At 67.1% G+C, this 10,815-nt stretch carries 15 protein-coding genes; 3 read left to right on the top strand and 12 right to left on the bottom strand.

Annotation, left to right across the window (positions count from 1 at the left end; translation table 11 throughout):
• Positions 1-21 precede the first annotated feature (21 nt).
• The 3 genes from P2Q66_RS19695 to P2Q66_RS19685 all read right to left on the bottom strand — a co-directional run bounded on the left by P2Q66_RS19695 (position 22) and on the right by P2Q66_RS19685 (position 1,682).
• Positions 22-498: a DNA starvation/stationary phase protection protein gene (locus tag P2Q66_RS19695; protein WP_275730873.1), complete on the bottom strand. Its 477-nt coding sequence runs from the start codon at positions 496-498 to the stop codon at positions 22-24.
• Positions 499-606: 108 nt separating this feature from the next.
• Entirely contained in the window at positions 607-1,284 is a 678-nt protein-coding gene (locus P2Q66_RS19690) for an O-methyltransferase (protein WP_275730869.1), read from the bottom strand.
• Between the two features lie 74 nt (positions 1,285-1,358).
• A complete protein-coding gene (locus tag P2Q66_RS19685; protein WP_079598599.1) occupies positions 1,359-1,682 on the bottom strand; it encodes a thiamine-binding protein in 324 nt (107 codons plus the stop codon).
• A 119-nt stretch (positions 1,683-1,801) separates the two neighbouring features.
• Here P2Q66_RS19685 and P2Q66_RS19680 point away from each other — a divergent pair, with 119 nt between their 5' ends.
• Positions 1,802-2,449, top strand: coding sequence for a TetR/AcrR family transcriptional regulator (locus P2Q66_RS19680; RefSeq protein ID WP_079598600.1), 648 nt, complete (start codon positions 1,802-1,804; stop codon positions 2,447-2,449).
• A gap of 176 nt (positions 2,450-2,625) precedes the next feature.
• Positions 2,626-2,850 (top strand): hypothetical protein, encoded by a 225-nt coding sequence (locus P2Q66_RS19675; protein ID WP_079598601.1) that lies wholly within the window; start codon positions 2,626-2,628, stop codon positions 2,848-2,850.
• 99 nt (positions 2,851-2,949) lie between these two features.
• Here the strand turns inward: P2Q66_RS19675 and P2Q66_RS19670 are convergent, their stop codons facing one another.
• From P2Q66_RS19670 to P2Q66_RS19640, 7 genes are all read right to left on the bottom strand, one after another.
• Complete coding sequence (locus P2Q66_RS19670) at positions 2,950-3,246, bottom strand: hypothetical protein (RefSeq protein WP_275730867.1); 297 nt, start codon at positions 3,244-3,246, stop codon at positions 2,950-2,952.
• A gap of 84 nt (positions 3,247-3,330) precedes the next feature.
• Entirely contained in the window at positions 3,331-3,588 is a 258-nt protein-coding gene (locus P2Q66_RS19665; RefSeq protein WP_275730865.1) for a hypothetical protein, read from the bottom strand.
• A 140-nt stretch (positions 3,589-3,728) separates the two neighbouring features.
• A complete protein-coding gene (locus P2Q66_RS19660; RefSeq protein WP_079598603.1) occupies positions 3,729-4,040 on the bottom strand; it encodes an AzlD domain-containing protein in 312 nt (103 codons plus the stop codon).
• Complete coding sequence (locus P2Q66_RS19655; protein ID WP_275730871.1) at positions 4,037-4,867, bottom strand: AzlC family ABC transporter permease; 831 nt, start codon at positions 4,865-4,867, stop codon at positions 4,037-4,039. Before P2Q66_RS19655 ends, P2Q66_RS19660 begins: the two co-directional genes overlap by 4 nt.
• On the bottom strand, positions 4,864-5,409 hold the full coding sequence (locus tag P2Q66_RS19650; RefSeq protein ID WP_275730862.1) for a hypothetical protein: 546 nt from the start codon (positions 5,407-5,409) through the stop codon (positions 4,864-4,866). Before P2Q66_RS19650 ends, P2Q66_RS19655 begins: the two co-directional genes overlap by 4 nt.
• A gap of 62 nt (positions 5,410-5,471) precedes the next feature.
• The gene (locus P2Q66_RS19645; RefSeq protein WP_275730860.1) at positions 5,472-6,836 is read right to left on the bottom strand and encodes a CoA transferase; all 1,365 of its coding nucleotides are present in this window, start codon (positions 6,834-6,836) and stop codon (positions 5,472-5,474) included.
• Between the two features lie 8 nt (positions 6,837-6,844).
• The gene (locus P2Q66_RS19640) at positions 6,845-7,744 is read right to left on the bottom strand and encodes a glycerophosphodiester phosphodiesterase family protein (protein ID WP_275730859.1); all 900 of its coding nucleotides are present in this window, start codon (positions 7,742-7,744) and stop codon (positions 6,845-6,847) included.
• A gap of 49 nt (positions 7,745-7,793) precedes the next feature.
• On the opposite strand from P2Q66_RS19640, the gene P2Q66_RS19635 reads away from it, so the two are divergent.
• Entirely contained in the window at positions 7,794-9,143 is a 1,350-nt protein-coding gene (locus tag P2Q66_RS19635) for a DUF445 family protein (protein ID WP_275730858.1), read from the top strand.
• Positions 9,144-9,237: 94 nt separating this feature from the next.
• Here the strand turns inward: P2Q66_RS19635 and P2Q66_RS19630 are convergent, their stop codons facing one another.
• Positions 9,238-9,987 carry a 5-oxoprolinase subunit PxpA gene (locus tag P2Q66_RS19630; protein ID WP_079598607.1) on the bottom strand — a complete coding sequence of 250 codons (750 nt, stop codon included), beginning with the start codon at positions 9,985-9,987 and terminating at the stop codon, positions 9,238-9,240.
• On the bottom strand, positions 9,971-10,783 hold the full coding sequence (locus tag P2Q66_RS19625) for a hypothetical protein (protein ID WP_275730854.1): 813 nt from the start codon (positions 10,781-10,783) through the stop codon (positions 9,971-9,973). Before P2Q66_RS19625 ends, P2Q66_RS19630 begins: the two co-directional genes overlap by 17 nt.
• Between the last annotated feature and the right edge of the window lie 32 nt (positions 10,784-10,815).

The raw sequence follows: 10,815 nt of genomic DNA, 5'->3' as shown, positions 1-10,815 counted from the left end.
CCGGATGAGGGTTCCGGACGCTTACGACGACGGTTCGGTGACGGATGCGGTGGGTGCCATGATTTCGGCGTTGACCATCCATGCCAGCTGTTCCAGGCGCTCAATGGCGGCGTGCAGCAGGTCGGCACTCGTGGGATCTTCTTCATCAACCTCGTCATGCACGTCGCGCATCGTCTTCACGGCGCGTTCCAGCCTGGCGGTGATCACCTTGACGGTGTCCTTGGTGGAGGTCAGGCCCTCCGGAAACTCCTCAAGGCGGTTGTCCGCCGTGACCGTGCTGCTGCGTCCGTCGGGAAGGGCATGCAGGGCACGCATCCGCTCCGCTGTCTGGTCCGCGAAGAGCCGTGCGGCAGCAATGATCTCGTCGAGCTGAAGGTGCAGGTCCCGGAAGTTGGTGCCCACCAGGTTCCAGTGCGCCTGCTTACCCTGCAGGTGCAGCTCAATCAGGTCGGTGAGGACCATCTGCAGGTTGCTGGCAAGGGTGGGTGACGCTTTCATCATTTTCCTCCGTTGCGGCCTGTCCGGCTTCCCGTCAGCCGGACGCTTATGCTCAGCATACTTACAATTGGGGTGCGGCCAGTCAAACCGGCCCAGGCCGGAGACGCGTCAGAGGATGCGGGCCAGCGCGAATCCGTCCCAGCCCTTGGAACCCACCGTTTGGATGACCGTTGCGTCCAGCGCCGGGTGCTCCCCCAGCAGCCGGAGGGCCTCGATGATGCCGGGGGCGTTGACCGGGTCCATGGACGGGTCCAGCACCGCACCTTCCCAAATGGTGTTGTCCAGCACCACGGTGGCACCCGGCCGCCCCAGCCGCACCGCCCACTCCAGGTACTGGCTGTCGTTTTCCTTGTCGGCATCGATGAAGATGAAGTCGAAGGGCTCCCTGTCCTCTTCCTCGAGCGAAGCCAGGGTGTCCAGTGCAGGCCCCAGCCGGATCTCCACCTTCTCGCCCAGCCCGGCAGCATCGATGTTGGCCCAGGCCACTTCCGCATGCTTGGGCAGGAATTCGCACGTCACCAGCGTGCCGTCGTCGGGAAGGCCGCGGCCCATCCAGATGGTGCTGAAACCGGCGAGGGTTCCGATTTCCAGGATGCGGCGGGCGCCGGACAGCTGGACCAGGAGCTTGAGGAGCTTTCCCGCGTTGGGTGCCACCTCGATGGCCGGCATGCCCGCGTCGGCGGCGGAGGTAATGGCCTGCTGCAGTGCAGGGTCCGGATGAACCACAACGTCAGACAGGAACTTTTCGGTGGCGATCCACTCCGGACGGGGCTTGTGCTCGAACATTGCCACAGTTTGGCACGGAGCGACGTACGGGTCCAGAGACTGACAGGTCCTGGAACTCCCCGGAGGCCTGCTGCTCAGGACCCGTCGGTCAGGGCTTCCTCCAGGCGGTCCACTTTGGCGGTGAGTTCACCGGTGTAGCCGGGCCGGATGTCGGCTTTGATCACCAGGGACACCCGGCTGCCGTACTGCCCCACTGCCTCGGTGGCGCGCTTGACGACGTCGAACACCTCGTCCCATTCGCCCTCGATGGTGGTGAACATTGAATCCGTCTGGTTGGGCAGTCCCGACTCCCGGACGATTTTCACCGCGGCGGCAACGGCGTCGTGCACGGACGCGTCACCGGGCCGGGAACCTTCGCTGGGAACGCCGGAAGGGGCAACGGAAAAAGCAAGCAGCATAAGGCCAGTCTGCCACGCGCCAGGGGCCGGTGCAGGGACGGATGGGGTGCTTCCGTCACAATGAGCACCTACCCCCCAGTAACGGTGAACGCCTGCAGCTCCGTTGCTAACCTTTTCGCATGAGTCTCGCCGTCGCCCGTAAGCCCCTTCGTGCCGACGCGGCGCGCAACGTGGACAAAATCATCACAGCGGCGCGGCAGTGCTTCCGTGAGTTTGGCCCGGATGTCCCCCTGCAGACCATCGCAGTGACCGCCGGCGTCGGCCCGGCCACCCTCTTCCGGAATTTCGCGGACAAGGAGGAACTGGTCCTTGCCGCGCTGAACCGGCAACTCCGGCTGACCGTGGATCCCGTGATTGACGGCGCCCTGGCGGACATCGACGCCGCCGCGGGCCTGTTCCGGGTGCTGGAGGCGCTGATGGATGCTGCCAGCGCGGACGCCAACCTGCTGGGAGCCGTGGCCGGGCGCCGGGAGCTGCTGACCGGCATTTCGGGTTCCCTCATGGAATCCATCAGCGTTTTGTTGGTCCGCGGCCAGGGACAGGGGAGCCTGCGGGCGGACATCTCCATGACCGATATGTTCCGCCTGCTCGCCATGCTGATCGGAGTGGTGGACACCATGGAACCGGGCTCGGACGCCTGGCAGCGTCCGCTGGCTCTGGTGGAAGATGCCATCCGGACCACTCGGCCAAGCCGGCCACTTCCTGCCCACGTGCCGGTGCCGGCTTCCGCTTCCGCCGCACTGCCGGCCGGTATCCTGCCCGGGTAGCTTGCTGCCCACGGATATGTACCAGCCTTCATAGCCTCCAACTTCGACCATTGTGGGCGCCCAGCAGGTGCCATAGACTTCTAGAGGGTTACGCAGCCAGCCTCTGTACATTCGAGATGGAGAGCCATCCCCATGAAGCAGTTCCTGCATTTCCGGCGCCCAACGGTCGCAGTGCGATGAACAGTTCCAAGCTGTCGCGCTACCTCAACGATCCGCGGGGGCCTGAAGAGGTCCTTCCCACGCTCACCTCGGGGGAACTGGCGGACCTGCTGGACGGCCTCTACCAGAATCTGGACACTCCCGAACCGGAATTTGGCGCGGAGGCCTGGTACGAAATGGCCGTCGAAGAGAGCTGCCGCAGGAGCGTCTCGCCGGACGGCGCCGCCCACGGAGTGGCATAGCAACTCCCCCGGCCCCTGGGCCCCCGCAATTCCCACCCTGCGCATCAGGGCTCGTTTCCGCGCGCCAGGGCTTCTTTCCGCCAGGCTCTTTTTGGCCTGCTAGCCGCGATGTCCGGAGCCGTTGTGTTCAGGGTGCTGGTGGTGTTCGTTGGGGATGTGGTCCTTCGCCTGCAGGAGATGCTGCTGCAGCTTCTCCTCGGCGTCCCGGCGGCGCCGCGCGGTATCACGCATTTCCCGGGTGGATTCGGATCCCCGGGGGTCAAGATAGCTGGTGCGGGATTTTGCCTGGTACTCCCCTGCCGGCAGACCCGGCAGTTGCTTTTCGGCGGATTTTTTCCCGGCGTCCCCGGCGTCCCGGGCGTCTTCCGTCTCTACGGGCGGTGACTGTTCGTTCATCTGGTACCTCCTCCTGGCCGCCGTGACATGGTGCGGCCCTTTCTTCAGTCCATCACAGTTGGACTTTTGAATGCTGGCAGGACGTCAGCCGTGGGCAGCGTCTCCCCGCTTACGGATCTCCTGCCGCACCAGGGCCTGAAGCGCCGGAATTGGCGACGACGGATCAAGGTCAAGCGAGTGGCCCAGGCTTTCGGAGAGCTGCTCCAGGTCCTCCGGCGGGACACCGGACAAACCGGCGTAGCGGGTGTAGAAGCGTTTGGGGGGCAGCCCCGCCCGCCGTCGGGCGCTTTTGTGGTGGGGCCTGCCGGCTCTTTCTCCGGCAGCGTGCAGCTGATTGTCCATTGTCGCCATTCGCCGAACTTCCGCGGCCAACTGCATCAGCCGGTTTCATAGTACAGCCGCAGGCACGCATCCGGCGTGACCTGCATCACGCAGATTGCGGCGCGGCACGTCGCATGCTTCCGTCCCGCCCGGATTCGGTGTCAGTTCCACCCGAGCATGCGCAAGAGGGCGGCAGCACCTGCACCTGCGAGGACCACCACCAGGAACGGGGCCCGGAGCGCCAGGGCTATGGCTGCCGCGGCCAGGGCGCCCAGCCGCGCGTCGGCGGCCAGCGCCTGACCGGACGCCACCGCGTTCACCACGGTCAGGGACGCGAGCAGTCCGATGGTCATGGTGCCGGCGATACGGGACATCCGCGGGTCCTCCAGGAACCGTGCGGGCACGAAGTAGCCCACCAGCTTCCAGGCGTAGGCCAACACACAGGCAAGCAAAAGCCAGAACCAGAGGCTCATGAGTCAGCTCCCGGAACGGTGCCGTCCCGGCGGCGGTACCGGCCGCCGTCGTGATCCTCCTGGCTGCCCTGATCTCCCTCATTTCCCCAATGGGTGTACCGCCGGCCGTCGTGGCCGTGATGTCCGCGGTACGGCTCCACATCCGGCTCCAGGCCCTCGTCGCTGCGGCCGTGGCTGAACCAGCCGATCACCGCGGCAACCACGGCAGCCACCAGGATGGGCACGCCGGCCGGAACGAACGGCACGGCGATCACCGTGGCCAGGGCGCACACCACGGCAATTGCGACGGGTTCACGGCCCTTGAGCCGCGGCCACAGCAGCGCCAGGAAAGCGGCCACGGCAGCACCATCGAGTCCCCACTGTTTGGGGTCGCCCAGCCCGCTTCCGGCGAACGCGCCCACGGCCGTGAAGAAGTTCCAGAGCACATAGATCCCGATGCCGGCGGCCCAGAATCCCCGACGCTGCTCCGCAGGATCGGTCTGGCCGGTGCTGGTGGCCGTGGATTCGTCGATGGTCAGCTGGGCGCTGACGTATTTGCGCCAGCCGGTGGGCCGCAGCAGGGCGTTCAACTGCATCCCGTAGATGCCGTTGCGCATGCCCAGCAGCGTGGCGGCGCTCATCGCGGCGATGCCGGAGCCGCCGCCGCCCACCACCCCGATGAACGCGAACTGCGAGCCACCGCTGAACAGCAGCAGGCTCAGGGCCATGGTCTGCCAGATGTCGAGCCCGGATGTCACCGAAAGCGCCCCAAAGGACACCCCGTACAGACCCGTGGCGATGCTGATGGAGATGCCCACCCGCACTGCCGGAGATGCCAGCAGCTTCACCGCAGCAGCCCTGCTGTCAGGCTGGACGGCGCCGGCCTGCGGAGGCTCCACGCCCACAGGATGAGCGGGGCCTGGAGCGGCAGGCGCACCGTGTGGATCTTCCGCTGGGCAGGAGTACCGTGCGGACCGTAGGCCCGCCGGAGCGCATCCACATGCCCCGCCAGGAACACGGTGAACATCGCCGCGAGTCCGGTGGCGGTCGCCGTCCGCGTCCGAGGGACAAGGATCCCGACGGCGGCGGCCAGTTCCAGCAGTCCGCTGGCTGCGATCCATTCCTCCCGTGACAGCACGGCGAACGGACGTGGAGGCTGCGCACTATGGCGTGGGCCGGCGTCGGGCATCCCTGCACTTCCGTCTGCCGTGCTGCCTGCGCTGGCGGCGCCGTCTGCGGCTGATGCGTCGTCTCGGCAGAGGTAGCCGGGAACCACCTGGTGGTAAAAACCGGGGTTCCTGAAATGCTGCCTGGCGCTGGCCAGGAGCAGGGCGCTCATGGCCGCGGCGGAGAGAATCCGGGCAGCCCGGCCGGACCGGGGAGAAGACATGGCTCCACTCAATCACAGGCGCAGCCGGTGGTTGAAACCGCCCGCTCCACCGTGATGCGGCGTCAGGCCCAAGCCAGCCCTGAGCTGCCATAGGGCGGCGGAGGGTTGCGGTAGTCGAGCGGGTGGCCGTCGATCAACAGCGGCGGCCGGACATAGCGCAGCTCCCCGAAGGAGCTGGGCATGGTCCGGTATTCGGGAACGGGCAATTCTGCAGCCTCCTCAAGGTTCTCAGGCAGGGAGAAGAGCTCTTCGGCGGTCCTGGCCAGGGAGAGCCGGGCTGCTCCGCCCAGGCCTGTCTGCCGGCGGACGGCGAGCAGGGCGACAGCCGCGGCAGCAGCGCCGTACCCGGTGGCGTGGTCCAGGGCCTGGACAGGCAGGGCACCCGGCCGCCATCCGCCGTCGTCCTCCTTTCCGTAGAGGTGGGCAATGCCGCTCGCGGCCTGGACGATGCTGTCGAACCCGCGGCACGCGCTCCAGGGCCCTGTACCGCCCCAGCTGTCGAGCGTGACCACCACCAGGTCCGGGCGGGAAGCCAGCAGCGCGCCGGCGTGCAGCCCGAAACGGTCCAGAGCCCCTCCGCGGTAGCCGCTGACCACCACGTCGGCGCCCGTCAGGAGCTGGTGCAGCCGGCGCTGGTTTTCGGGGGTGCCAAGCTCCGCCTCGGCGCTGCGCTTGCCGAAGCAGGTGTCCACGAACTGGTCGGGAAGTTCGGGCATCGCGGGCGGGTCGATCCGCAGGACTTCGGCACCCAGTGCTCCGAGGAGCCTGGTGGCGACAGGACCGGCGATCACCCTGGTGAGGTCGAGGACCCGGACACCTGCGAGCGGCTGGGCGGGATCTGTCGCGTGGTGCGGCGCGGGCGCTGGTGGAATGTCCAGCCCGGTCAGTTCAAGCCCGTTCCCCGGCTTGGATAGGCCCAGCCCCGCGTGTTGACCATCGGGAAAAGTGACGGAGATCCATGGACCGGAGCCCGCCGCCTGGCCCATTCCGGTGGCGAGCCAGCCACTGCGCGTCCGGACGGCAGCGGCAATGCCGCCGGCGCCCTGAATTTCCGCTTCGGCCTCCAGCGATGTCATCTCCAGGAGGGCGGCATCCACCTCCGCTGCGGCGGTAGCACCGAGCGCCTGCATCAGCCGCTTCTCGTGGTGCGGGTAATTGGCGTGGAGCCGGATCCAGCCGTCCTGCGTGCGCCGGAACCCGGACAAAGGCGCGAACCCCTGCAGCTTCCGGCCGGCAATCCGAAGAAGGCCTGAGGAATCGAAGGCGGCCGCGGTCAGCTGTGAGGTGGTGGTGAACCGGCCAGGCGATCCCGCGTAGAGGTTCAGGGCCGCGGCCGCGGTACTCACGGCCCCCAGGGCAAGCCCCTCAACGTCCAGGGGACCTGCCCACCAGCGGCGGGGGCCGCCGTCGTCCGGGTACCTGCTCACGCCAAGTCCTACCTTCCCTGCGGCGAGGCCACCTGCAGCTGGCTCAGCACCCGGGCGGGCACGTTGGTGGTGATTTCATGGATGCCCAGCTCCTGGCAGAGGGCCACGTCCTCCGCGGAATCCACCGTCCACACCCGGAAGCGCCGGCCGGCATCCAGCCAGCGCCGTACTGTGTCCGGATGCTCGCGCACGTAATCGATGCCCGGGCCTGCAAGGCCTGCCAGCCGCGCGTCCAGGATCCGCTCGGCCTCCAGCTGGGTTGCCTTCATGAGGTTGGCGATGGCTCCGCCCGTGATCAGTCCCAGGCCCAACCCGCCGCGGATCTCGTGGATATTGATGTCGTCCACCAGCTGACAGATGTATTGCGCCGGCACAGAATGGAGCAGGTGCCGGACGGAATCCGGGCTGAAGCTCATGAATGTCACGGCGATGTTGTCCACCGTTGAGCCTGCCGGGTTCCAGCCTTCGCCCCGGAGTACCTCGAGCACCCTGTCCTCCAGCTTGAGCTGATAGGGGCTGGGATGCTTCAGTTCGATGGCGAGCTTTACCGGCCGTCCCGCTCCACGGAGGATATCGAGCAGCTCCGGAAGGGTCAGGAACTGTTCAGAGCGTGCCCCGTAGATCTCCGGGATGCGGGCGCCCTTCCACGAGGAAAAGTCCAGGTGGCGCAGCTGGCGCAGTGTCCGCTCGGCCACGGGCCCCGTTCCGTCCGAGGTGCGGTCCAGGTTGGCGTCATGCAGGAGGACCACGTGCTGGTCCCGCGTGAGGTGGACGTCGCACTCGACACCGTCGGCTCCGTCCGCCAACGCCTGCAGGTAGGCGGCGCGGGTGTGTTCGGCGAACGCGGCGCTGGCACCGCGGTGGGCAAAGACCAGGGGCCGCTGCGGCACCGACTCCTCACTTGTCATGGAGACACGGTAGCCGACCACACCCCTGCTGCGGGGCTAGGCTTGGCACATGCAGGTGAACTCTGAGCCAACTACCCAGGAAGCCCCGGCCCAGCCATCCCGCGCGGTGCCGGCGGACGCACAGGCAGGTGCCGCCGCCGTCGGCCGCCAATTCAGCGCCGGCGATGCCGAAAAGGCGGCAGCGCTGCGGAAAATGAAGCTTGTGGCCTTGGGCCTGCTGATCGCCATGGCGGTGGTTTTTGTCTTCGCCTTCGCCCTGCAGAAGGAGTACCCGTGGCTGCAGTACGTGCGGGCGGCGGCGGAAGGCGGCATGGTGGGCGCGCTGGCCGACTGGTTTGCGGTGACCGCGCTGTTCAAGTACCCGATGGGCATCAAGATCCCGCACACTGCCATCATTCCGCGGCGCAAAGACCAGATCGGCGCCTCGCTGGGTGAGTTCGTGGAGACCAACTTCCTCTCGGAGCAGGTGGTGCAGGAGAAGCTCGCCAGCGTCAACATTGCCCGGCGGGCCGGCGAGTGGCTGGCCGCTCCGGCCGGCGCCGACCGGGTGGCCAAAGAGGGTGCGGCGGTCATCCGGGGCCTGTTCAAGGTCCTGAATGACGACGACGTCCAGGCCGTCATCGAGGGAATGGTGCGCAAGCACCTTCTCACTCCGCCGTGGGGACCTCCGGTGGGCAGGATGGCGGAGCGGATTTTCCACGACGGGCACCACCACAAGCTGGTGGACCTGCTGGTGGACCGCGCGGCCGACTGGGTCAGCGAAAACCACGAAACGGTCAGCCGGCTGGTCTCGGAGCGTTCGCCAACCTGGGTGCCGCAGTTCGTGGACGGGCTGGTGGGCGACAAGGTCTACATCGAGTTCCTCAAGTTCGTGCGTGCCGTGCAGTCCGATCCGAACCACCAGGTCAGGCAGTCCATCGACAAGTACCTGAACGACCTTGCCCAGGACCTGCAGCACGATCCTGTGATGATCGCCCGCGCCGAGGACATTAAGGCCCAGGTCCTTGGCGACCCTGAGGTCCGGGAACTCGCGTCGCGCACGTGGGGAACGGTGAAGAACGCCCTGCTCGGCGCCGTGGAGGATCCGGACAGCGACCTCACCATCAAATTCAAGGCAGCCGTCCGCGACTTCGGCTCCAGGCTGGTCAACGACCCCGAACTCGCCGGCAAGGTCAACGCCTGGATCGGCGACGCCGCAGGCTATCTGGTGCGGACCTACAGGTCCGACATTGCCGGGGTCATCACGGATACCGTTGCCCGCTGGGACGCGGAGGAAACCTCGCAGAAGATTGAGCTGCAGGTGGGCAAGGACCTGCAGTTCATCCGGATCAACGGAACGGTTGTGGGGTCCCTGGCGGGGCTGGCGATCTTTACGGTGGCGCACCTGATTTTCGGGTGAGCCAGCTCCTGCACAGCAACGCGGGGTCTGGCAACGCCCCATAAACGGCCTCCGGCGGGCCAGGAGTGACCCCGCGTTGCCTGAGGAGGGCGGCCTACGCGAACGGCTCCAGCTCTACGCCGGCCGCCTCGAGTCCTGCCCGGACGCCCGCGGCCATCTCCACGGCACCGGGGGTGTCGCCGTGGATGCACAGGGAATCCGGCCGGACCTGCACCACTGTACCGTCGACGGCCACCACTTCGCCCTTAGTTGCCAGGCGGACTGCGCGCTCAACGATCGCATCGACGTCGTGCAGGACGGCACCTTCCTGCGAGCGCGGCACCAGCGTGCCGTCGCCCCGGTAGGCACGGTCCACGAAGGCCTCGATAAACACCGGATGCCCGGCTTCCTGTGCCTGCTTCAGCAGTTCCGAGCCCGGCAGTCCCAGGATGGGCAGCCCGGGATCGTACGCGTTCACCGCTGCAACCACAGCCGAGGCCTGCCCGGCGTCATGGACCAGCCGGTTGTACAGCGCGCCGTGGGGCTTCACGTAGTCCACGGAGGCACCCACGGCGTGGGCAACGCCGTCGAGGGCGCCCAGCTGGTACAGCACGTCGCCGAACAGCTCATCGAAGCTTGTGTCCAGGGAGCGCCGGCCGAAGCCCGGCAGGTCGCGGTAGCCGACGTGCGCACCCACCGTGACGTCGAGCTCGTAGGCTGCCCGGCAGCTGTCGAGCATGGTGATGGGGTCCCCGGCGTGGAACCCGCAGGCCACGTTGGCGCTGGTCACCAGCTGGAACATCGCGGCGTCGTCTCCCATCGTCCAGGAGCCGAATGATTCGCCGAGGTCAGCGTTGAGATCCAAGTGTGTCGCCTTCCAGCGTCAGGTTGTCCGGAGCGGCAGCGGTGGGCTTAAGCTCCCCGGGAATGGTGTCCGGCATGGGGCCGAACGCTTCCTTGGCGTTGGACACCACCGCGCGGCCCATCATGAGGTTACCTGCTCCACCCACCACAGCCCCGATGCCGAACGGCAGGGCCCTGCCAAACAGTGCCGTGCCCTGGCGCTTGAGGAGGTTTTTGAGGAAAGCCTTCTGGATCCTGCTCCGGATGCTGCTGAATCCCGGCATGGGCATGGATTTGGAAAGCATGCTGCCCCAGGCCCTGGTGGCGTTGACTCCGCTGCCCGCGGCCTGGCCGCTGAGGGTTCCCAGCAGCGCCGTCCCCTCTTCGCCAAGCATGATGGCCATGACCATGGTGCTGGCCTTCTCGGGGTTGGTGAGGCGGATGCCGTGCAGCTCCGCCAGGGACGTCGCGTACAGGGCTGTTGCTTCCAGGAACCCCACGGTGGCGGCCGCGGACAGTCCCAGCGACGCCACCGTTCCCACCCCTGGGACGACGGCGGTAGCGCCCACCACTGCACCCCCGCCGGTGACGGCACGGAGGTAGTCGCGTTCCAGGATGTTCGCCAGCTGCGCCGCCGTGGCGCGGGGATGCTTCTTTTGCAGCCGGCGGATGTAGGCCACCACCAGTGGACGCTGGATTTCCACCGCCTTCAGGAGCATGTTGTGGACGCCCGGCTTGGGCTTGCCGTCGGCGTCGAACACCGCGTTGTGGGCGGTTTCCTGTGCGATTCGTACTGCGGGATTGCTGCTCTTGGCCATGGTCACCTTCATTCAAATCGACCTGCAGCGGT

Source organism: Arthrobacter sp. Cr_A7, from assembly GCF_029222765.1.
Taxonomy (GTDB): Bacteria; Actinomycetota; Actinomycetes; order Actinomycetales; family Micrococcaceae; genus Arthrobacter.
The sequence above is the reverse complement of the archived record's forward strand: the minus strand, read 5'-3'. Positions and strand labels throughout refer to the sequence as shown.

Coding starts and splice junctions, on each gene's coding strand:
- P2Q66_RS19695 (WP_275730873.1), bottom strand. CDS start 498: ATGAAAGCGTCACCCACCCTTGCCAGCAACCTGCAGATGGTCCTCACC.
- P2Q66_RS19690 (WP_275730869.1), bottom strand. CDS start 1,284: ATGTTCGAGCACAAGCCCCGTCCGGAGTGGATCGCCACCGAAAAGTTC.
- P2Q66_RS19685 (WP_079598599.1), bottom strand. CDS start 1,682: ATGCTGCTTGCTTTTTCCGTTGCCCCTTCCGGCGTTCCCAGCGAAGGT.
- P2Q66_RS19680 (WP_079598600.1), top strand. CDS start 1,802: ATGAGTCTCGCCGTCGCCCGTAAGCCCCTTCGTGCCGACGCGGCGCGC.
- P2Q66_RS19675 (WP_079598601.1), top strand. CDS start 2,626: ATGAACAGTTCCAAGCTGTCGCGCTACCTCAACGATCCGCGGGGGCCT.
- P2Q66_RS19670 (WP_275730867.1), bottom strand. CDS start 3,246: ATGAACGAACAGTCACCGCCCGTAGAGACGGAAGACGCCCGGGACGCC.
- P2Q66_RS19665 (WP_275730865.1), bottom strand. CDS start 3,588: ATGGACAATCAGCTGCACGCTGCCGGAGAAAGAGCCGGCAGGCCCCAC.
- P2Q66_RS19660 (WP_079598603.1), bottom strand. CDS start 4,040: ATGAGCCTCTGGTTCTGGCTTTTGCTTGCCTGTGTGTTGGCCTACGCC.
- P2Q66_RS19650 (WP_275730862.1), bottom strand. CDS start 5,409: ATGTCTTCTCCCCGGTCCGGCCGGGCTGCCCGGATTCTCTCCGCCGCG.
- P2Q66_RS19640 (WP_275730859.1), bottom strand. CDS start 7,744: ATGACAAGTGAGGAGTCGGTGCCGCAGCGGCCCCTGGTCTTTGCCCAC.
- P2Q66_RS19635 (WP_275730858.1), top strand. CDS start 7,794: ATGCAGGTGAACTCTGAGCCAACTACCCAGGAAGCCCCGGCCCAGCCA.
- P2Q66_RS19625 (WP_275730854.1), bottom strand. CDS start 10,783: ATGGCCAAGAGCAGCAATCCCGCAGTACGAATCGCACAGGAAACCGCC.